The sequence below is a fragment of the Mesorhizobium sp. CU3 genome (assembly GCF_006442965.1).
GTDB lineage: Bacteria > Pseudomonadota > Alphaproteobacteria > Rhizobiales > Rhizobiaceae > Mesorhizobium.
Window position 1 is genome coordinate 79,557 of record NZ_VFWX01000024.1, and the last position, 21,220, is coordinate 100,776.

A 21,220-nucleotide genomic window follows, 5' to 3' on the forward strand; every position below is an offset into this window, starting at 1 on the left:
GATGCCCGGCAGGGCAGAGGGGGGCGCGAAGGATCGCGGCTTTTCGAGCTACAGCCATGAAAAAACAAAGAATATACCTCTTCGACACCACGCTTCGCGACGGCCAGCAGACGCCGGGCATCGACTTTTCCGTCGAGGACAAGATCGCGATCGCCAAGCTTCTGGACGAGTTCGGCATGGACTATGTCGAGGGCGGCTATCCCGGCGCCAACCCGACCGACACCGCCTTCTTCCAGAAGAAGCGGACGCAGCGCGCGAAATTCGTCGCCTTCGGCATGACCAAGCGGGCCGGCGTGTCTGCCTCCAACGATCCGGGGCTGGCGGCGCTGGTGCAGTCGAAGTCGGATGCCATCTGCTTCGTCGCCAAGAGCTGGGACTATCACGTGCGCGTGGCGCTCGGCTGCACCAATGAGGAGAACCTGGAATCGATCAAGGCCTCGGTCGAAACAGCGGTCGCTTCGGGCAAGGAAGCGATGGTCGATTGCGAGCATTTCTTCGATGGCTTCAAGGCCAATCCGGACTACGCCCTGGCCTGCGCCAAGACCGCCTATGATGCCGGCGCGCGCTGGGTGGTGCTTTGCGACACCAATGGCGGCACGCAGCCTTCGGAAGTCCGCGCCATCGTCGAGAAGGTCATCGCCGGCGGCATCCCAGGCGACCATCTCGGCATCCACGCCCATGACGATACTGGACAGGCGGTGGCCAATTCGCTTGCCGCGGTCGAAGCCGGCGTGCGCCAGATCCAGGGCACGCTGAACGGCATAGGCGAGCGCTGCGGCAACGCCAACCTGATCTCCATAGTGCCGACGCTGTCGCTGAAGCCGGCCTTCGCCGATCGCTTCGAAACCGGCATTTCGGCCGAAGCGCTGACCGGCATATCAAGGCTGTCGCGCGCCTTCGACGAATTGCTCAATCGCGCGCCGGAAGCGCAGGCACCCTATGTCGGCGCCTCCGCCTTCGCCACCAAGGCCGGCATCCATGCCTCGGCTCTGGCCAAGGAACCGGCGACCTATGAGCATGTGCCGCCGGAAACGGTCGGCAACCGCCGCCGCGTCATGGTCTCCGACCAGGGCGGCAAGGCCAATTTCCTCGCCGAGCTGAAGCGTCGCGGCATCGAAGTGCCGAAGGACGATCATCGGCTTGATGCCCTGATCGCGGTGGTCAAGGAACGCGAGGCCGAAGGCTATGCCTATGAAGGCGCCGACGCCTCCTTCGAGCTGCTGGCGCGAAAAATGCTGCACGGCCTGCCGGAATTCTTCAACGTCACCTCTTTCCGCTGCATGGTCGAGCGCCGCTTCGACGCCAACGGCAATCTGAAGACGGTTTCGGAGGCGATCGTGAAGGTCGAGGTCGACGGCGAGGAGAAGATGTCGGTTGCCGAAGGGCACGGCCCGGTCAACGCGCTCGACATCGCGCTGCGCAAGGACCTAGGCAAATACCAGAACGAGATCGTCGATCTGGAACTGGCGGACTTCAAGGTGCGTATCCTCAATGGCGGTACCGAGGCCATCACCCGCGTGCTGGTCGAATCGCACGATTCCACCGGTGCCCGCTGGTGGACGGTCGGCGTCTCGGAAAACATCATCGACGCCTCCTTCCAGGCGCTGATGGATTCGATCATCTACAAGCTGATGAAGAACCGCGAGATGGCGGGGCTGGTGGCGGCGGAGTAGAGGGCGTGGATCGTCAGGCGGCTCGATAGTCTGAGTCGTAACCGAACCGTCTGAAATCCTCCGCATAGGCTCGCCGTACCGCCTCAGCCAGCGGTCGCGTCCACTTGATTCCCGGCTTCGGGGCAGACTGGTTGAGCGGTTTTGCCAGCGAGCTTCGAATTTCCTCCGAAGCGCCTAATCGGGCCAATACAGGATCCAAACCCTCGGCCAGAGATTCGAGCTTTATGATCTCGATCCTGAGGTCGCTTGAGTCCGGAATTATGGCCGACATCAGGCTCCAATGGCCGTTCTTGCCGAGAGCAGCCGTTGTGCAGGCGCCTTTGACGAAGCTGTCGAAAGACAGTTGATCTCGGTCGATGTCAGACGAGGGCAAAGATTGTATGTCGCCCATCAACTGCTCGATCAGTCCAGTATTTCCCGGGTCGGATAGTTTGAGGTCGTAGAATTTGTTGAGATAACACGACCGCAATCTGGAAAATGGATTTCTCACGACGGAGAAAATCAGCGTCTCCGGGTCGCGCAGCAGCGATTCGAACAGTCTTACGCCGACGTCGCTCGGTGCGAGCAGTCCGGATTGTCGACGTGAATGATATGCCTCGGGATCGTCATCATGATTGATTCCATAGGCGCAGACCGAGAGCAGTCGCTTGATTGTGGTGCAGCCGGCCTTGGGCACCTCCACATAGATCAACTTTCGGTCCGGGAACACATGGAAGAAGTAGTTGATGTCCGTCGTTGCGCGATAAACGCGATAGGCGACTGATTCGCCAAGATGGCCTCTGAGGCTAAGCTGTGCTCGGAAGAAAGTGTATTTTCTATTCTTTATCGCACTTTTCAGGCGTGACATGAGGGATCCTGGAGTTATTTCATATTAGAGCTCCCTCAAGCGCTAAAATAAGGCTATTGCCACCAGCGGCTCATGGCAAACGGAAAGTTCTATGATGGGGTTGCCGGATCGGCGAAGCGATCCGGCGCCAGGGGAAGGGGGCGCGCCCCGCTTGAACCATCACCGGAACTCCATTGATCCATCATAATTTTATGATGGTCTTGACCGACTGGCTGGGCCATAGCGTTGGGCCATGGCCAGCGAAATCGTCCAGCCCCATCAAGACCCACGCGATCAAGACGCAAAGGCTCGCTGCGGCTTCATCCTGGCACTCGGCGCCTATTTCCTGTGGGGGTTGTTGCCATTCTATATGAAGGCGGTCGCGCATCTGCCGCTTGCCGAGGTAATCGCCAACCGCATTCTCTGGTCGGTGCCGATTGCGGCCGGCGTGCTCGTCTGGGCCGGCCGCACCGCCGACTTCAAGGCCGCGATCCGCTCGCCGAAGAGCCTGGCCATGGCGGCGCTGACGGCGACGCTGATCTCGGCCAATTGGGGCATCTATGTCTGGGCGATCTCGGTCGACCGCACTGTCGAGACCGCGCTCGGCTACTACATCAATCCGCTGGTCAGCGTCGTCGTCGGCGCGCTTCTGCTCGGCGAACGGCTCGACCGCCTGCAGATCGCGGCGGTGGCGCTGGCGACTATTGCCGTCGCGGTGCTGACCATCGATGCCGGCAAGCTGCCATGGGTGTCGCTGGCGCTCGCCTTTTCCTTCGCCGCCTACGGCTTTTTCCGCAAGACGCTGCCGATCGGTCCGAGCCAGGGTTTCCTGCTCGAAGTGCTGCTGCTCTCGGCGCCGGCGCTCTGTTACATCGTCTACCTGATCGCCACCGGCCAGGACCATTTCATATCGAGCACGCCGGGCGATACCGCGCTGCTGCTCGGCTGTGGTCCGGTCACCGCGATACCGCTGCTGCTCTTTGCCTTCGGCGCCAAGCTGTTGCGCCTCTCCACCATCGGCATCATGCAATATATCGCGCCGACCATGGTGTTCCTCATCGCCGTGCTGATCTTCGACGAGCCTTTCGGCGCCACCGAGGCGGTCGCCTTCGCGCTCATCTGGGCGGCCCTGGCGATGTACAGCTGGTCTATGTTCAAGGGCCGCGACATCCGCCAGCCGGCGCCCGCGAGATAAACAATAGCGCCAGACGGCTCTCCGTCCGGAATTGCGTTAGATAAAGGGGACGGCCAATGTATGTTCTGCACATCGGCAACAAGAACTATTCGTCCTGGTCGCTGCGCCCCTGGGTCCTCATGCGCGCCCTGGGCATCCCCTTCGAGGAGCGGCTGACGCCGTTCCCGGGCGGGCCGAGCTTCGATTTCTACAGGGCGTTCTCGCCCAACGGCCGCGTGCCTTGCCTGGTCGATGACGGCTGGACGGTCTGGGATTCGCTCGGCATCGTCGAATACCTCGCCGAGCGGCATCAGGGCGTTTGGCCGACCGATGCGAGGGCGCGCGCCTGGGCGCGTTCGGCCGCGGCCGAAATGCATTCGAGCTTCACGGCGCTGCGCAACGACTGCCCGATGTGCTGCGGCGTGCGCGTCGCGCTGTCGCGCATGTCCGCTGCGCTCAAACACGATGTTTTTCGTCTCGGTGACCTTTGGAACGACGGCCTTGGTCGTTTCGGCGGGCCGTTCCTGGCGGGTGATCGTTTCACCGCGGTCGATGCGTTCTTTGCTCCGGTCGCCTTCCGGGCGCAGTCCTTTGGGCTGGTGTTCGAAGGCGCCGCTGCCTCCTATCCGAAGCGGCTGCTCGACCTGCCGGCGATGGTTGAGTGGTACGCGGCCGGCCTCGCCGAGGCCTGGCGCGAGCCGGGTCACGAGGCGGAGGTCGCTGCTGCCGGCGCCCTCGTCGAGGACCTGCGGGCGACAGCTTAGGGTCGCACACTGTCATTCGGGTGACCGCTGGGTCGAGTGACGCTTTATGAACTCGTCGATGGGATCAAAGAAGGCAGGCTGTTCGGAGCGGATCTTGTCGTCGCTCCAGTCCCACCAACGGATCGCAAGCAGGCTTTCAATCTGGTCCGGGTCGAACCGGTAGCGGATAAGCCTTGCCGGATTGCCCGCGACGATCGCATAAGGCGCCACGTCCTTGGTAACGATTGCACCCGCGCCGACGACGGCGCCGTCTCCTATGTGAACGCCAGGCATGATGATGGCGCGTCGGCCGATCCACACGTCATTGCCGATTTCGAGAGGCCCGGCCTTGAGCAGGTCGGCTCCGTCGGGCTCCTCTTTCGTCATAACAACCTTGAACGGGAAAGTGGAAACGAAAGAGGTCGGATGGTTCGCGCAACATAGGAAGACCACCTCCTTGGCGATCGAACAGAAGGCACCGATCCGCAGCGGGGAGTGTTCTTCGCAGCGGTAGATCATGCCCGGCAAGACTTCGAAGGTCCAACGGCCGACTGAAGCAAATTGCGGCAACTTTGGTGTCTCTCTGTCCTGGCGAAGCCCAAGCTTGGTCCGAAGTTTTCTGGCGAATCCCATGGCACCCTTTCGTCCGGACCAACGAATCTCTGCCCCGGATCCGGCTTTGTGCATTGCGTACCACATTGGAATAGTCGTGAAGCATAATTGGTTGCCGGACCGCATCGGCCGAGCAACGCGCGGGCTGCATTGCCGGCAGCGCCGGTTTGATTACTGGATCTCTACGATGGCTCTGCGCGCCGGAATCCTGTGGCTCAGGTTTGCCGATCACCGCGGCATCGAGGTTGCAGAGGCTTGCTTCGCTTAAACACGTCCCAAGCGCCGCACGATCTTATAGACGATGCCGGCGACGACGACCGAAATCGCCGTCACCGTCCAGAAGCCGAACGGCGTGTCGACAAGCGGCAGGCCGCCGACATTCATGCCGAACAGGCCGGAGATGATGGTCATAGGCAGCAGCACCGCCGTCATCACCGAGAGAATGTAGAGCAGGTGGTTCGACTGCTCGGTCAGCTTCGCCATCAGCTCGTCCTGCAGCAGCCTCGTGCGCGCCTGCAACTGCTCGCCGTCATGATGCAGCGTATGCGCCCGGTGCGACAGGCGTGCGGCCATGTCGTTGATCGGGTCCGGCAGGTCGTTGCGATGCGAATGGTCGAGATGGCGGAAGAGGTTTGTCAGCGTCGCCATCTGCCGGTGGATGAGCACCAGCTGCCGGCGCGCGTCGACCAGCGCCTGGCGCTCACTGTGCCAGGCATCGCACACGATGCGATCCTCGATGCCGTCCAGCGCGTCGCCCATCTTGTCGAGCTCGGCCGCCATGCCGTCGAGCGACTGGCCCATCACCGCCTCGATCAGCTCGGACGGCGAGCGGAATTTGCGCGTGCCGCTCTCCACCAGCTTGCGGATCTTGTCGACCGATTCCAGCGGCTGCTTGCGCGCACCGACCAGCATCCTGTCGTTGAAGGCGAAGCGGAAATGGATGAGCCCGCGGGCCTCGGCATAGTCGTGCCTCAAGTCGGGCAGGTCGCCATAGAGGAAGTCGTCTTCGAAATCGATCTGGCAGCCATGGCTGGGCGACAGGAAAGCGTCGCGCACCGGCGCCGGCATCGCCTGCTCGGCACCGATCTCCTGGCGCGCGCGCATGTCGGTGATCTGATAGCTGCGCCAGGTCCAATGCGCTTCGGCCGGGTCATTGGTGCGTGAACCGTCGGCCTTGAAATGATAGATGAAGAACAGCCCGTGCTCGTCGGGCAGATAGGGCGACAGGTCGGTGCCTTCGGAAGGGAGGGCGATGTTCATGATGGCTTCGCCGGTCTTTAAGCGTTCGGGTCGCGGGAGCGCCGGGCAGTGTATCTAACACGCGGCCGCTGCCTTCGTGTGACAGTTCAGTAACCTCTGGTCGGAAAGGCGGCGTTGCGCTTCCTGATGTCGGCGCCTATCCGGCGGCCAGCCATTTGCGGGATTGCGCGAATGTCCTGAAGGTCTTTGCATCCATCGGACGGCCGAAAGCATAGCCCTGCAGGATATCGCAGCCCAACTCCTTCAGGATGCGGGCATGTTCCATCGTCTCGACGCCTTCCGCCACCACCTCGATGCCGAGCGACTTGCCGATCTCGATGATCGACGACACAAGCCTGCGCTGCGCCTTCGATCCGGTGATCGGCGTCACCAGCTGGCGGTCGATCTTGAGGCGGCGCGGCTGCAGCTTGAGCAGGCTGACGACCGAAGCGTAACCGGTGCCGAAATCGTCGATTTCGATGTCGATGCCGAGTTCCTTGATGTGTTCGATGTTCCAGCTCACGAGGTCGTCGTTTTCATCCAGGAAGATGGATTCCACCAGTTCGAAGGAGACGGTGCCGGCCTTGATGTCGAGCTTGCGCAGGCTGCCGATGAGATCCTTGTCCTCAAGACGCCTTGCCGAGACATTGACCGATATCCGCGGAATGGCGAGACCGTCGCTGTTCCACTGCTCGAAGTTCTCCAGCGCCTGTTCGAGGACTGCGCGATCGATCAGCGAGACGACGTTGAGTTCCTCGGCTACCTTCAGGTAGATATCGGGCGCAAGGATGCCGCGCCGCGGATGGCGCCAGCGCGAAAGCGCCTCAACACCGACGATCTGAAGCGTCTTGGCGTCGAATTGCGGCTGGTAGTAGGCGATAAACGCGTTGCGCTCCAATCCGCTGAGGATCTCGTCGGCGGTCTGCTTGGTCCTTATGATCTCGCTCTGCAGGTCTTCGTTGAAGAATTCGTAGCGATTGCGTCCCCGACTCTTTGCTCGGTAGAGCGCAAGATCGGCATTGATCAGCAACTGCTTGGCATCGGCATCGCTGTTGGCCGCGATCCCGATGCTGACGCCGAAGCGGCATTGGTGACCCTGATAGTCGACGGGCTGCCGCATTTCCTCGATGATCTGGTCCGCGAGCCTCGCGAGTTCATCGTCGCTTCGCCCGTGAACCACCACCACGAATTCGTCGCCGCCGATGCGCGCCACGAAATCGGATGCGCCGACCTTGGCCTTTATGGCGTTGGACGCATGGATGAGCATGGCATCGCCCGCGGCATGGCCGAGCGTGTCGTTGATATGCTTGAATCGGTCGAGATCGAGATGCAGCAGCGCCATCCGATTGTCCGAGGCGCCGCTCGCGGCCAGCATCTCGTCGAGATAGCGGCGGTTGGGCAGGCTCGTCAGCGAATCGTGCAGCGCCACATGTTCGATGCGCGCCTTGGCGGCTTGCAACTCGGCATTCTTCGATTCCGACAGAAGTCGCTCGCGCATCAGGTTTTCATTGAGAAGCACGTCGCTGGTGACGTCCCACTCAGCGCCGATCATTTTCGGGGTGTCGCCGATGTCTTGCAGGAATTTCGCACGTGCCCGCACGTGGCGGATCGAACCGTCCGGAAGCAGCAGCCGGTACTGCGAGGAATAGGGGCCCTTGGTCGCGGCCGCCGCATTGAAGTCGTCCCTTGCCTTTTCGATGTCGTCCGGATGGATGGTGCCTGCCCAGTCGTGGTAACCGCGCGGCCCGCCGTCCGCTACCTTGCCGTAGATTTCGTTGACGCGTTCGTCCCAGATCAATTGGTCGGTGGTGAGGTCGTGCTCCCACACGCCGATGCTCGAAGCATCGAGCGCAAGTTCGAGGCGCTGCGAAAGTCGCCTGAGCTCGGCGTAGTTCTTCTGCCTTTCGCCGAACAGCCAGCCAGCGATCACGATGGGCAGCACTACCATCGTGCCCGCCAGCGCCATCGTGGCCAACAGGACGGCCTCGTTCTTCGGCGTGGTCGGCCAGCCGCCTTTTGGAACCGCCGATATCTGCCAGGAGCCAAGCGGCAATTGCACCACGGCCGTCACCGGATTGCCGTTGACGATGTCTTCGCTGCCGAAGAAACGCTGGCCGCCGCCGCCCAACGCATCCTTGCCGGTGAGGGCGACCTCGATATCGAGCTCCGGGTCGGTGAGCCCGCTCGCGGCGTATAGCCGGTCGACGTCGATGACCGCCGAGATGATGCCCCAGAAACGATCGCCGCCGCCCGCGGTCGGCACGAAGACGGGTATCCGCCCGATGAAACCGCGGCCGCCCTGCGCTAGGTCGACGGGACCGGCAAGCACCAGCGCGCGCTGGTCGCGTGCGCGCAGTGCGGCCAGACGCTGCGCCTCGTTCTTGCGGTAGTCGAGCCCTATCGCCTTCTCGTTGCCTTCCACCGGATACATCAGCGAGATGACCAGGTCGGGCGCGCCGGCAATGTTGTGCAACTGCGAATTCTGCTTGAACAGATTGGCGGCAAGCGCGGCAAATCTCTGCTGTCCCAGATAGGGCTCGGTCGTGACGGCGGAAGCGAGGCCCTGCACCAGTTGCAGGTTGCCGTTTACGTTGCCTTCCAGCTTGGCGCGGATGATGTTGACCTTGGCCAGCACATCGGCGCGCGCCAGTTGATCGGAGACGTTCCTGTTCTGCTGATCCGCAAACAGCGCGCAAATCAGCAGCACGACGACGGCTATCGCCGCCGGCAAGTTGGCGGGTGAGAAAATGGCCTGCCTAATTCGGCCTATATTGAATCTCGTTCCGGTCAATTCGATCCGATCGCCTTTAGTGGAAGTCGGTACATCGAACGAGTCTAGTAGAAAGTGCTTAAGTTAAAGCTTCCACAGGGGGTGAAAGTTTCGGCGTCGGCAAGTCCGCAACCTGCATTTCGGGCCGCAAACTGAAACCATGCTTAATGCCGGCTAACCGCTGCAATCGCAGGTTTCTTGATATTTTCGAAAAAAATCTTCCGAGCCCCGGGAATAAAGCCCCGGACTTCCGGGTCTTGATGTTCAGCGAGGCCATCCTCCCAAGGCACGCATCAACCAACCCGGAAGGAATACTCACATGAACAAGGCCATCTTCGCCGCGATCGCCATCCTCGTCGCCACCGGCGGCGCTTTCGCCGGTAGCGAGCACTTCGACCCCAACAATGCCGGTCAGCAGGCCGCTGCCGTCGACACCACCGCCACCGCTTCCACCGTGATGCCGGGCATGGCCCGTCACGACATGAAGCCGGCGGGCAAGATTGCTGCGGATGAGCCCGGCCAGGGCATTTGGGGTCGCCACTAGGCTCGGAGACGGACCGAAGGTCCGGATCCCGGCGGGGAAGGCACGCCTCGACCGGAATCCATGACCCGAGGTTCGGCTCCCCGGCGCCGGTCGGTCTTCAGTCGGACCGGCCGGCTCCGGTTCCGCAGCTGGCGGAGGGCCGCACCGGGCCCTCCGCCATTTCCTCCCGCATAGCCTGAACCTGCAGCCACTCGCACCCACAAGAGGAGATTCCTGATGTTCAACATGACGCGTCGCATGGTGCTCGGATCGGCCGCCGCAGCTGCCGCTTTCGGCATCGCCGGCAAGCTGGAGTTCGCGCCGGCGGCTCACGCCGAAACCCCGGTGGAGCCGCTCGTCGGCTTCTACAAATACAAGGTCGGCTCGCTCGAGGTCACCGCCATCTATGACGGCATCTGGCGCAAGCCCCACGACCCGGCCTTCATCAAGGACGTGTCGGTAGACGACACCAAGGCAGCGCTCGCCAAGGCGGGGCAGACCACCGAGTTCATGCCGATCCCGCTCACCGTCGTCGTGCTCAAGATGAACGGCCGCACCATCATGATGGATGCCGGCTCCGGCGTCGGCCAGTGGCAGGCCAACGCCACGCATCTGCCGGCCAACATGAAGGCCGCCGGCATCGACTATAAGGCGATCGACACCATCATGATCTCGCATTTCCATCCGGACCACGTCTGGGGCCTGATGGAGAAGGGCACCAACAACCCGGTGTTCCCGAATGCCGAGCTGATCGTCAACGCCACCGAATACAATTGGTGGACCGATCCCAGTCGTCTCGCCAAGCTTCCCGAAGGCCGCAAGCCGGCGGGCAAGCGCATCGCCGAAAACTTCCCGAAATGGAAGAACTGGAAGCTGGTCGACGACGGCACGGAAGTGGTGCCCGGCATCCGCATCATGGCGGCGCCTGGCCACACGCCCGGACACTCGGTCTACCATGTCGATGCCGGCTCCGAGCAGTTCCTCGTCTCGGCAGACACCATGTACGTGCCGGCGCTGCTTGCCCCGCATCCCGAATGGCAGGGCAGCTACGACCAGGACGGGCCGATGGCGATCACCACGCGCCACCGGATTATCGACCGGGTGATCGCCGACAATGTCCGTATCTGCGGCTCGCACTTCCCGTTCCCCGGCACCGGCAGCTTTGTCAAGGACGGCAACGCCTACGCCTTCACCCCGACCCAGATCTGATTTTGAATCGGATCCTGAACAGAAAGCGACAACTCCCATGAAACACGCACTTTTCGCGGTGCTCGGCGCTGTTGCGGTGCTGACCGCGGCGCCTCTCGCCATCGCCGTTCCGGCCTATGCCGTCGACGACATCGAAGGCGCCGACGCGCCCGACCTGACGGCCGTCAAGGCCAAGATCGACGCCAAGGATTACAAGGGCGCGCTGGCCGATCTGCGCGACCTGGCGCAGGACAACCAGCAGGCCGACGTCTACAATCTGCTCGGCTTCACGCTGCGCAAGACCGGCGACTACCAGACCTCGCTGACCTACTACAACAAGGCGCTGGAGCTGCAGCCCGACCACAAGGCCGCTCATGAATATCTGGGCGAGCTCTATGTCGAGACCGGCGAAATGGCCAAGGCCAACGAGCAACTTGCCTCGCTGCAAAAACTCTGCCCGGCCGGCTGCGAGGAGCTTTCCGACCTCAAGCGGGCGATCGACACCAAGGTGACCAAATAGGGCGCTGGCGGGTGTCCTGAAGCGGAGCCGGCGTCTTCTTCCCCCGCGCCGGCTCCGCGCTCCCAACAACAAAGCCCGCAATGGGCCGACTTTTGGGCGCCACGGCGGTAGCGCCCGAAAACCGGAGCCGGCGTTCACTCTCCCTCGCGCCGGCTCCGACCTTTTCAACCTCAGGCAATGCAAAACGCGCCAGTCAGGATGCGTGGCTTCTGCCTGTTCCCAAAGACTGGAACCGACCATGACACCGATCGAACTCGCCGAGAAACTTCACGCCAGGGATATCGTCCTGCTTGCCGGCCGCCTGCTTCTGGCGCTGATCTTCGTGCATGAGGGCGTCGTGCTGGCGACCCATTTCGAAGGCGCGCAGAAAGCGATGGCCGCGCAGGGCGTCGGCACGCCGCTGCTTCTCGCCGTCATCGCGCTGCAACTCGGCGCTGGCCTGTCGGTCGCGCTCGGCATCCTTACGAGGCTCGGTGCGCTTGGGCTCGGCTTGTTCTGCCTGATGACGGCAAGCATGTTTCACACCAACTTCGCCAGCCAGAACGAACTCCTGCATTTCGAGAAGGATCTCGCCATTGCCGGGGGCATGTTCATCCTGGCGCTGAGCGGCGCGGGACGATTGGCCGTCGACCGCGTGTTGGGCGCTGTGCTGAAGGGCAGGGGTGGCGCGAGCGCTAAGGCCGACGCTGCGACCGCTCCGGTCGAGCCGCATCTGTCGACGGGTGTCACAAGCCTGCCGGTGTGAGCGTCGACGAACCGCTGCTGCGGTTCACCCCTGGCCGGCGAGCGCCGAAAGGCTGCTCAACAGCTTCGGCCGGTCCTTGCCGATCATCAGCACCGAGCTGTCGGGCGCCAGCAGCGCCGAGAAGGGCAGCATGGCGGCGCCGATCGGCGAGGCTTCCGGGCCGAACTGTCCGGGTATTATTTCCGGCGCGACGATGCCGATGGCGCTGACCCGGTTGAACTGGTTCTGCACCTTCGCCAGCAATTCGAGATGGATCGAGCGCGGCAGGATCGAGTCCAGCACGATCGCCTCGATGTCGATCACCGAGGTGATGGCGATGATCGCCTCGACCAGCGCGCTGGCGCAATCCTCGATCCATTCGAACAGCGGCTCGCGCGCGCCGGGCGGCATCGGGTCGAGCTCGCGCACCCGCACGATCTCGATGCCGCGCGACTTGAGATGATTGACCAGCACATAGATCGAGGCGCGGTGCAGCAGGCTCTGGTAGCGCGCCGGTTTCGCCGCCACCGAATCGAGGCTTGACGGCGACACCGGCAGCGGGCCGAGCGCGGCGCTGTTGCCGTGCGGCCCCGTATGCACCTTGCCGCTCTGCACCAGGCCGCCGCCGACAAATGTGTCGATCGAGATATGCATGAAATCGCGGAAGCGCGCGCCGGCGCCTTGCACCAGCTCGGCCAGCGCCGCGGAGGTCGCGTCGTTCTCGATGAACACCGGCGCCTTCGCCGGCGTGGCGAAGAAGGTCACCAGGTCGATGGCTTCCCAGCGGTCGCCGAGATCGTCGGGGAAACCCAGTTCCTCGCTCCAGCCGCCGAGGAAATAGGGCGAAGCGATGCCGACGCCGACGATCGAGGCATCGTCGAGCCCGTCGACCAGCGCCTCGAAATTAGCGAGCGAGGTGTTGCCGGCCTTGCGCACCAGGTCCGGGTCCGGATAGCGGTACTCGTGCGAGGCGCGCGCCCGCACCTCGCCGGCGAAGTCGACCAGCACCGCCTCCAGCGCGCGCCGGCCGATCTTGATGCCGACGCTGTAGATGCGCTCCGGCGCCAGCCGATAAAGGATCGACGGCGATCCGCGCTGCCCGAACCTTTTTCCCACTTGCTTTACGAAACCGGCCTGCTCCAGCCCGTCGACGATGTCGGCGACCGCGGCTGGCGTAAGATGGGCGGCGCGCGCCAGGTCGGACTTGGACGCTTCCTTCAGGCGGCGGACGGCATCGAGCACGAAACGCTCGTTGTAGTGCCGAACCTTGACCGAATTGCTGCCTTTTCCCGACAAACGCCATCTCCCAGGTCTTGCCGCGGATGCGGCCGGCTCTATCTGCGATCGGAGTTGTGGGGCCGCCGGATCGCGACGAAGCGTGGCCGGACACTGCGCGTTGCGCGCCAGGAAGTCAATTTTCCAGTTGCGGCTTGGAGGCATTTAATATAGCAAACTGAAAAAATAACTACAACCAGGGAGGAAACGTGCTGCAGCAAGGCGCGCTTGGTGAAGCCGTCTCGACGGCGCAGGGGAAGGCTGCTCCGGTAGCGCTGGTTGGCGCCACCAAGGCCTTCGGCGGCACCGTTGCGCTGAAGGACGTTTCCTTCGAATTGCGTTCGGGCGAGGTGCTGGCGCTGCTCGGCGAGAACGGCGCCGGCAAGAGCACCTGCGTGAAGCTGCTCGCCGGCGTCTATTCGCCGACCGACGGCCATGTCGAGGTCGACGGCAAATCCGCCGCCTTCCGCTCCCCGCATGATGCCCAGGCCGCCGGCATCGCGGTCATGCACCAGCATCCCGGTCTGTTTCCCGATCTCTCGGTGGCGGAAAACATCTATCTCGGCCACATGCCGCGCGGCCGCTTCGGCGGCATCGACAACGCCGCCATGCTCGCCGGCGCGCGAAAAGTGCTGGTGACCGTCGGCCTTGCCGTGCCGGCCGACACCAGGCTTGGCGCCTTGCGCACCTCCGAACAGCAGCTGGTCGAGATCGCGCGTGCGCTGTCGCTCGACGCGCGCGTGCTGATCATGGACGAGCCGACCGCAGCACTCTCGCAGCGCGAGGTGGAGCGGCTCTTCACCGTCGTCGCCGATCTCAGGCAACACGGCGTCGCGATGATGTTCGTCGGCCACCGCATGGACGAGATCTTCCGCATCGCCGACCGCATTGCGGTGCTGCGTGACGGTCGCCTGGTCGGGGTCAAGCCAAAGGCCGAGCTCGGCCGCGCGGCGGCGATCTCCATGATGGTCGGCCGCGAGGTCAGCGACCTTTATCCCGACCGCCGCGAAAAGCCCGGCGCGCTGGTGCTGGAGGCGAGGGGCCTGTCGCGCGCCGGCGCCTTCGCCGATATCGACCTCAAGCTCAATGCCGGCGAGGTGGTGGGCTTAGGCGGCCTGGTCGGCAGCGGCCGCACCGAGATCGCGCGTGTCCTCTTTGGCATCGACCAGCCCGACGCCGGCGAGGTTCTGATCGACGGCAAGCCGGTGCGCTTCGCTTCCGCGCGCGACGCCATGGATGCCCGCATCGCCTATGTCTCGGAAGACCGCATGGGCCAGAGCCTGGTCATGGATTTCGGCGTTCTCGACAACGCCGTGCTCCCGGTGCTGGGCAAGGCCTCGCGCTTCGGCCTCTACGGCGCCGACCGCGCCATCGGCCTCGTTGCCGACTGGCTGAAGCGCATGAAGCTGCGCTTCGCCGGCTACGGCCAGCCGGTCAAGGAACTCTCCGGCGGCAACCAGCAGAAGGTGGTGCTGGCCAAATGGCTGCGCACCGAGCCGCGTGTGCTCATCCTCGACGAGCCGACGCAAGGCATCGATGTCGGCACCAAAGCCGAGGTCCATGCCATGATCGCCGACCTCGCCGCGCAAGGCATGGCGATCCTTCTGATCTCCTCCGAAATGCCGGAGCTGATCGGTATGTGTGACCGCGTCGTCGTGCTGCGCGAGGGCCATCGCACGGCCGAGTTTTCGAGTGGCGAGGCGACGCAGGAGAAGGTGCTCGAGGCCGCGACCCGCACGGTCGAGCAAGCCGGTGCGGCGACGGAGGCAGCGCAGGCCGCGCTCGAGGAAGCAAGCAAGGGGCCAGCGCATCTCCTGAAGCGCCGCGAGTTTGGCCTGCTTGCCGCGATGCTGGCGGTCGCCATTCCCGTCACCATCATCAACCCGCGCATGGTCAGCACCGCGAATGTGACGGCCGTCTCGATGGACGCTGCGCTGCTGGTGGTCGCGGCCCTTGCCCAGATGCTGGTGCTGATCACCCGCAACATTGATCTCTCGATTGCTTCGGTGATCGGCCTGTCGGCCTATATGGCGGCAAGCATGGTGCAGGCCTATCCGGGTCTCGACATCGCCATCGGCCTCGCAACCGCTTGCGCCGTCGGCACTGTCTGCGGGCTGATCAACGGCCTCGTCGTCACCCGGGGAAAAATCCCGGCGATCGTCGTCACCCTGGCCTCGATGTCGATCTTCCGCGGCTTCAACTCGATCTGGGCCGCCGGCGACCAGGTCAGCGCCGACGAGGTGACGCAGCGCTGGCTGGACATGACCGGCCTGAAGCTCGCCGGCGTGCCGTTGATCGTCGCCATCGCCGTTCTAATCCTTTGCGCCGGCTATGTGCTGCTCTACCGCACCGCGATCGGCCGCGAGCTCTTCGCCACTGGCTCCAATCCGGACGGCGCGCGCCTCATCGGCATCCCCGTCGACCGGCGTATCTTGATGGCCTTCGGTTTGGCCGGCCTGCTCGGCGGCCTCTGCGGCGCGCTCTGGGCCTCGCGCTACGCCACCATCGATGCCCGCGTCGCCCTCGGCTTCGAGCTGACGGTGATTGCGTCCGCCGTGGTCGGCGGCGTCGCCATCCGCGGCGGCTCCGGCACGCTGCTCGGCATCGTGCTCGGATCGCTGACGCTTTTGGTCATCAAGAACGGGCTGACCCTGGTGCGTGTCGATCCGCTCTGGCTGCAGGGCGTCTACGGCCTGGTGATCCTCGTCGCCATCGGCATCGACACCTTCATCGTGCGGCGCGCCGAGCAGGCGAGACAAGCGAGGATGAGATGACGAAACTCCTCCGCTCGATCGACTTCTGGGATCTGCTGCTCGCCGCCGCCTGTCTCGCCGTCTTCCTCTACGCCGCGATCTTCGTGCCGAACTTCGTCTCCGGCTTCAACCTCTCGCAGCTCGCCGCCAGCGCGTCGGAAAAGGCGCTGCTGATCTTGCCGATGACGCTGCTCATCATCTGCCGCGAGATCGACCTGTCGATCGCCTCGGTGCTGGCGCTGACCTCGGTGATCTTCGGCCTGGCCGTCCAGGCCGGCATGCCGACTTTGGCCGCGATCCCGCTGACGTTGCTCTTCGGCGCGCTGCTCGGCGCCTTCAACGGCTTCCTCGTATCTCGCCTCGGCCTGCAGTCGCTGGTGGTGACGCTGGGCACGATGGCGCTCTATCGCGGCATTGGCTACATCCTGCTCGGCACCGGTTCGGTGAACATCCTTCCGCCGGAAATCGTCGATTTCGGCATCGACAATCTGCCGGGAACGCAGGTCCCCTGGACCATCGTGCCGTTCCTCATACTGGCGCCGGTCTTCGCCGTCGTGCTGCAGAAGACCGCGACCGGCAAGCGCCTCTATGCGCTGGGCGGCAGTCCCGAAGTCGCGCGCTACTCCGGCATCGACACGCGCCGCATGGTGCTTTCGCTGTTCGTCGTCTCCGGCGTCGTCGCGGCCATCGCCGGCATCGTCTACACGGCGCGCCTTGCCAATGCGCGCGCCAACAACGCGCTCGGCATGGAGCTCGACGTCATCACCATCGTGCTGCTCGGCGGCGTGAGCGTCTTCGGCGGCAAGGGCAAGCTCACCGGCGTCATGCTGGCGCTGGTGCTGATCGCCATCATCCGCAACGTCTTGGCGCTCAACCAGATCGGCGGCGACGCCCAAGGCATGATCATCGGCCTGCTTCTGATCGGCTCGCTGCTCATCGGCAATTACTGGCGCTCCCTGGAGGAGCGCCTCTCAAGATCGCGCGCCTTGCGCGAAACCCAGGGGTGATCTCGGGCCCCTTCCTGCAAGCCCGAATTAACGGAGGAGTGTACAATGAAAGCGTTTGGACTAGCCCTGCTCGCATCGACCATTCTGCTTGCCCCTGCTTCGCTGGCCGTCGCCGACGAATGCGCCAAGGAGCCGGTGACGGTCGGCTTCCTGCCCAAGCTCGACACCGATCCCTATTTCAAGGTCGCCCAGCAGGGCGCCGAGGAGGCCGCCAAGGAGATCGGCGGCAAGGCGATCCAGGTCGCGCCGTCGCAGGCAACCGCGGAAGCGCAGATCGATTTCATCAACAGCCTGGTCACCCAGAAGGTCGGCGTCATCGCCATCTCGGCCAATGACGCCAATGCCGTCGCGCCGGCGCTGAAGCGCGCGGCGCAGCAGGGCGTGAAGGTGGTGTCCTACGATTCCGACGTCGCGGGCGACGCCCGCGCGGTCTTCGCCAACCAGGCCAAGGGCGACAGCCTGGCCGAGATGATGCTGGAAAGCGCCTACAATCTGATGGGCGGTGAGGGCGACTTTGCCATCCTGTCGTCGACGCCGACGGCCACCAACCAGAACGCCTGGATCGACTTCATGAAGAAGAAGATGGCGGCCGAGCCGAAATTTTCGAAGATGAAGCTGGTCCAGGTCGCCTATGGCGAGGAGAGCGAGCAGGTCAACCAGCAGCAGGCGCTGGCGCTGGTCCAGGCCTTCCCCGATCTCAAGGCGATCATCGTTCCGGCCGGCATCGGCCTGCCGGCCGCGGCGCGTGCGCTGGAGGAAGCCGGCCTGATGGGCAAGGTCAAGCTGACGGGCCTGGCGCCGGCGACGCTGATCTCGAAATACATCAAGGACGGCTCCGCCCAGGATATCTGGTGGAACGTCTCCGACCTCGGCTACCTGACCTATCAGGCGGCGCAGGCACTGGCGCAGTGCAAGATCACCGGCAAGGAAGGCGAAAAATTCAAGGCCGGCCGCCTCGGCGAATACACGATCGGCGCCGGCGGCGAGCTGGTGCTCGGCCCGGCCAAGATCGTGACGCCGGAGAACCTGGCCGAATTCAAATTCTGAGCCTCCCAAGGCCTGGCGGGCGAAACTTTTTCGGCGACGACTGCGGTGGCCTCCGGCGCCGACGTGCTGACCAGCGCCGCATACATCAACGGCGCTGCCGCCTTCAACGCCGCTCTGGCCGCCGAGGGCATCTCGGTCACCCAGATCGGCGGCGAGCGCTGCCCGGCCGAATTCCCCCACGATCTCGACGCGCTGGCGCCTTACAAGGCGGTCGTGATCTCCGATGTGGGCGCGCTGAGCTTGCTGGTCACGCCCGAAGCCCGCTCGGGTCGCGTCGGCGTCAACCGCCTCGATGTGCTGAGAGCCTATGTCGAGGCAGGCGGCGGGCTGATGCTGGCCGGCGGCTATATGGGTTTCCAGGGCATGTTCGGCACGGCGCGCTTCCACGACACGCCGGTCGAGGATGTGCTGCCGGTGCGCTGCATGCCCTTCAGCGACGGGCTGGAGGTACCGCAGGGCCTGCAGGCCTCCATCCTGCAATTCTCGCATCCGGTCTTTGCCGGCATCGAAGGCCCGCTGCCGCCGGTCCTCGGCATGAACAAGACCGACTTCCGCCGCGACGGCTCTTCGCGCCTGCTCGCCTCCTGCCACTATCGCGGCGCCGACTGGCCGCTGCTTTCGGTGCGCGAGCACGGCAGGGGCCGCACCGCCGCCTGGACGACCGACATCGGTCCGCACTGGCTGTCGCAGGATTTCCTGGCATGGCCACTCTACGGCCGGCTGATGGCCAACATCATCCGCTGGATATCGGGCGGATAAATTCCCAGCTTTTAACGTGCTGACGCTGACCTTCGCCGCTACAGCGCGACAGTCAGATACGCGCTGATGGTCGCGATCGACACCACGGTCGAGGCAAGCACGACATTGGACGTGATGGCGGCCTCGCGGCGATAGAACTCGGCTAGCATGAAAGGGCCGGTGCCGGTCGGCAGTGCGGCAAGCAGCACGGCCGTGTGGGTGAGCAGGGGAGTGAGGCCGAAGACGCTTGTCGCCAGCACCCAGGTGACCGCCGGCTGGAGGATGAGCTTCAGGCTGACCAGAAGTGCGGCTGCCCCGGTATCCTTCGCGCTGTTTTGTCCTTCGCTGGCGAGGAAAAGACCGAGCGCCACCAGCGCGCAGGGCGATGCCGCTCCGCCCAGCAGCTTCAGGAACGTGTCGGCGGCAGCCGGCACGGTCAGGCCGCAGAGCGGGAAGACCGCCCCAAGCGCCGGCGCGACGACCAGCGGGTTGCGCAGCAGGGACGCGCCGACCTTGATGACGAGCGAGCGTCGCCGCGCCTCGGCCTGCAACCCTATTTCGATCAGGACGATCGCGATGGCAAACTGCACGCAGACGGTGAGCAGCGTTGCGACCAGGGTCGGCGCCATGGCGTCGCCGCCCAGGGCAACGAGAGCCAGCGGAAAGCCGATGAAACCGGCATTGGCATAGCTGGCGTTCAGGCCGTCGATCGCGGCGTCTGCCAAATGGCGGGATCCGCTGAGGCGGATCGCCAGTGTGAGAGCGAAGACGACGGCGATGCCCAGGCCGAACACGGCGATGAAAGCCGGCTGCCAGATGTCGGAGAGACGGGCCTTGGCGACGATGCCGAACAGCAGCGCCGGCAAGGCGAGATAGACCACGAAGCGATTGAGCTCCGTCGTTGCGTGCGCCCCGAGCACGCCGATGCGCCGGGCAAGCCAGCCGGCGAAGATCAGCGCGAAAATCGGCAGGACGACGGTCAGCGTCGAGAGCATGATGAGCCAGACAGCAAGGTTTCGATCTGGCTTAGCTCTCGCGATTGATATATTCCAATGCCGATTTGCGAGGCTATCAATACCTTTTCGGTATCATGACGATCGATCTTCGCCAGATGCGTTATTTCGTGGCGCTCGCCGAAACGCTGCATTTCGGCCGCGCCGCCGAGCGCCTGCACATTAGCCAGCCGCCGCTGACCCGGCAGATCGCGGCGCTGGAACGCGAGCTCGGCGTGCGGCTGCTGGAGCGCAACTCCCGCCATGCCGGACTGACCCATGCCGGCCGCCGCTTCCTGGAAGATTCCCGTTTGGCGATGGCGACCTTCGAGCAGGCCTGCCGCAACGCGCAATTGGCCGAAAGGGGAGAACTGGGCACGCTTACCGTCGGCTTCATGATGCATGCCGCCCATACGGTGCTGCCGCGTCTGACGCGGCAATTTATGAACGACCACCCGGATGTCCATGTCGAACTGCGCGAAATGGTCCCCGACCTTTTGCCGGATGCCATCCTGACGGGCCGCTTCGACGCCGCTGTCACCTTCGATCCCGGCGCCATCAGGGGCCTCTCCACGGACCGGATCCATGAAGAGCAGCTTTGTCTCGTCGCGCACTCAAGCCATCGCCTGGCGGCACTGCCGATCGTCCGCGCCGAGCAACTCGCCGGCGAGCCGCTGATCGCGACGCCGCCGGACGTGGCACCGACATTGCGCGACGCGATCCTGCGCTATCTCCGTTCTGCCGGCATCGTGCCTGTCTTCAGGCTCGAAGCGCAGTTGCAGCAGACGATCGTGAGCCTTGTCGCGGAGAATTTGGGCGTTGCGCTGGTGCCCGCCTCGATGGGGAAACTCGGGCTCTCCGGCCTGGCGTTCCGCCCCTTGGAGCAAGCACCGACCGTCGCGCATGTGGTTGCCTGGCGCGACGGCAATATGAACCCGACTCTACGCCCGTTTCTGGCGTCGGCCGGGGTGCCCGAATCCTCCGCGTCCGACAGCTAGTGCAAATAGCCCAGCAGCCACAGAATGAGAATGACGGGCAAAGGAATCCCGATAAGCCAAAGCAATCCGCCTCGCAGCATGACGATCTCCAAAATCTGGTTATGTGAGGCAACGCCAACAGGCGGGCTTTGTTCCCACTTTCGCAAGCGTTCACATCTTCGCGAGCGGAGTTAACCTGCCGGCGGCCGTCGGCGACGCCTCGCATCGGCCGTGACGGCCTCTTGGGGCAACGCGCCTGCGGTTAGCTCCGCGAGGGCCCGCCGAGCAGCGTAAAGCCTTGTCGGCATTCGCCTAAAGGTAGCAATGCATCGTCGAATCCGTGGGCGGATTTCACTGCGGATCGGGGGCGTTTCGGGTTGCGATCAGATATGCGAATTCTTGCCTAACTTATTCAATTTCTTACGGGAATTTAATGTGC

At 63.9% G+C, this 21,220-nt stretch carries 18 protein-coding genes; 12 read left to right on the forward strand and 6 right to left on the reverse strand.

Features of this window, described 5'->3' with window-relative positions; genetic code table 11:
- Positions 1–56 precede the first annotated feature (56 nt).
- The gene (gene cimA, locus FJ988_RS28350; RefSeq protein WP_140822258.1) at positions 57–1,673 is read left to right on the forward strand and encodes a citramalate synthase; all 1,617 of its coding nucleotides are present in this window, start codon (positions 57–59) and stop codon (positions 1,671–1,673) included.
- A 13-nt stretch (positions 1,674–1,686) separates the two neighbouring features.
- Here the strand turns inward: cimA and FJ988_RS28355 are convergent, their stop codons facing one another.
- A complete protein-coding gene (locus tag FJ988_RS28355; protein ID WP_140822260.1) occupies positions 1,687–2,520 on the reverse strand; it encodes a sulfotransferase family 2 domain-containing protein in 834 nt (277 codons plus the stop codon).
- Between the two features lie 232 nt (positions 2,521–2,752).
- Here FJ988_RS28355 and rarD point away from each other — a divergent pair, with 232 nt between their 5' ends.
- Both rarD and FJ988_RS28365 read left to right on the forward strand, forming a co-directional pair.
- A complete protein-coding gene (rarD, locus tag FJ988_RS28360; RefSeq protein WP_140822262.1) occupies positions 2,753–3,694 on the forward strand; it encodes an EamA family transporter RarD in 942 nt (313 codons plus the stop codon).
- Positions 3,695–3,750: 56 nt separating this feature from the next.
- Positions 3,751–4,437 (forward strand): glutathione S-transferase, encoded by a 687-nt coding sequence (locus FJ988_RS28365; protein ID WP_140822264.1) that lies wholly within the window; start codon positions 3,751–3,753, stop codon positions 4,435–4,437.
- A gap of 12 nt (positions 4,438–4,449) precedes the next feature.
- Here the strand turns inward: FJ988_RS28365 and FJ988_RS31525 are convergent, their stop codons facing one another.
- From FJ988_RS31525 to FJ988_RS28380, 3 genes are all read right to left on the reverse strand, one after another.
- The gene (locus tag FJ988_RS31525) at positions 4,450–5,049 is read right to left on the reverse strand and encodes a CatB-related O-acetyltransferase (protein ID WP_140822266.1); all 600 of its coding nucleotides are present in this window, start codon (positions 5,047–5,049) and stop codon (positions 4,450–4,452) included.
- 243 nt (positions 5,050–5,292) lie between these two features.
- Positions 5,293–6,288, reverse strand: coding sequence for a transporter (locus FJ988_RS28375; RefSeq protein ID WP_140822268.1), 996 nt, complete (start codon positions 6,286–6,288; stop codon positions 5,293–5,295).
- Between the two features lie 136 nt (positions 6,289–6,424).
- Entirely contained in the window at positions 6,425–9,028 is a 2,604-nt protein-coding gene (locus FJ988_RS28380) for an EAL domain-containing protein (protein WP_181183704.1), read from the reverse strand.
- Between the two features lie 328 nt (positions 9,029–9,356).
- On the opposite strand from FJ988_RS28380, the gene FJ988_RS28385 reads away from it, so the two are divergent.
- The 4 genes from FJ988_RS28385 (at position 9,357) to FJ988_RS28400 (ending at position 12,013) form a co-directional block, all read left to right on the forward strand.
- On the forward strand, positions 9,357–9,581 hold the full coding sequence (locus FJ988_RS28385) for a DUF680 domain-containing protein (protein ID WP_140822272.1): 225 nt from the start codon (positions 9,357–9,359) through the stop codon (positions 9,579–9,581).
- Positions 9,582–9,797: 216 nt separating this feature from the next.
- Positions 9,798–10,769: an MBL fold metallo-hydrolase gene (locus FJ988_RS28390; RefSeq protein ID WP_140822274.1), complete on the forward strand. Its 972-nt coding sequence runs from the start codon at positions 9,798–9,800 to the stop codon at positions 10,767–10,769.
- Positions 10,770–10,806: 37 nt separating this feature from the next.
- Positions 10,807–11,268 (forward strand): tetratricopeptide repeat protein, encoded by a 462-nt coding sequence (locus tag FJ988_RS28395; protein ID WP_140822276.1) that lies wholly within the window; start codon positions 10,807–10,809, stop codon positions 11,266–11,268.
- 238 nt (positions 11,269–11,506) lie between these two features.
- Positions 11,507–12,013 carry a DoxX family protein gene (locus FJ988_RS28400; protein WP_140822278.1) on the forward strand — a complete coding sequence of 169 codons (507 nt, stop codon included), beginning with the start codon at positions 11,507–11,509 and terminating at the stop codon, positions 12,011–12,013.
- Positions 12,014–12,037: 24 nt separating this feature from the next.
- On the opposite strand, the gene FJ988_RS28405 is transcribed toward FJ988_RS28400, so the two are convergent.
- Positions 12,038–13,288 carry an ROK family transcriptional regulator gene (locus FJ988_RS28405; protein WP_140822280.1) on the reverse strand — a complete coding sequence of 417 codons (1,251 nt, stop codon included), beginning with the start codon at positions 13,286–13,288 and terminating at the stop codon, positions 12,038–12,040.
- A gap of 188 nt (positions 13,289–13,476) precedes the next feature.
- On the opposite strand from FJ988_RS28405, the gene FJ988_RS28410 reads away from it, so the two are divergent.
- Genes FJ988_RS28410 through FJ988_RS28425 form a run of 4 tightly spaced genes read left to right on the forward strand, consistent with a single transcriptional unit; the run spans position 13,477 to position 18,833 of the window.
- Entirely contained in the window at positions 13,477–16,041 is a 2,565-nt protein-coding gene (locus FJ988_RS28410) for an ATP-binding cassette domain-containing protein (RefSeq protein WP_140822282.1), read from the forward strand.
- The gene (locus FJ988_RS28415; protein WP_140822284.1) at positions 16,038–17,027 is read left to right on the forward strand and encodes an ABC transporter permease; all 990 of its coding nucleotides are present in this window, start codon (positions 16,038–16,040) and stop codon (positions 17,025–17,027) included. Before FJ988_RS28410 ends, FJ988_RS28415 begins: the two co-directional genes overlap by 4 nt.
- Positions 17,028–17,072: 45 nt before the next feature.
- Positions 17,073–18,074, forward strand: a complete 1,002-nt coding sequence (locus tag FJ988_RS28420; RefSeq protein ID WP_140822286.1) for a rhamnose ABC transporter substrate-binding protein — start codon at positions 17,073–17,075, stop codon at positions 18,072–18,074.
- A gap of 12 nt (positions 18,075–18,086) precedes the next feature.
- On the forward strand, positions 18,087–18,833 hold the full coding sequence (locus FJ988_RS28425; RefSeq protein ID WP_140822288.1) for a glutamine amidotransferase: 747 nt from the start codon (positions 18,087–18,089) through the stop codon (positions 18,831–18,833).
- Positions 18,834–18,871: 38 nt separating this feature from the next.
- Here the strand turns inward: FJ988_RS28425 and FJ988_RS28430 are convergent, their stop codons facing one another.
- On the reverse strand, positions 18,872–19,807 hold the full coding sequence (locus FJ988_RS28430) for an AEC family transporter (protein ID WP_140822290.1): 936 nt from the start codon (positions 19,805–19,807) through the stop codon (positions 18,872–18,874).
- A 116-nt stretch (positions 19,808–19,923) separates the two neighbouring features.
- On the opposite strand from FJ988_RS28430, the gene FJ988_RS28435 reads away from it, so the two are divergent.
- Positions 19,924–20,802 carry a LysR family transcriptional regulator gene (locus FJ988_RS28435; RefSeq protein ID WP_281407761.1) on the forward strand — a complete coding sequence of 293 codons (879 nt, stop codon included), beginning with the start codon at positions 19,924–19,926 and terminating at the stop codon, positions 20,800–20,802.
- The last annotated feature ends 418 nt before the right edge of the window (positions 20,803–21,220 follow it).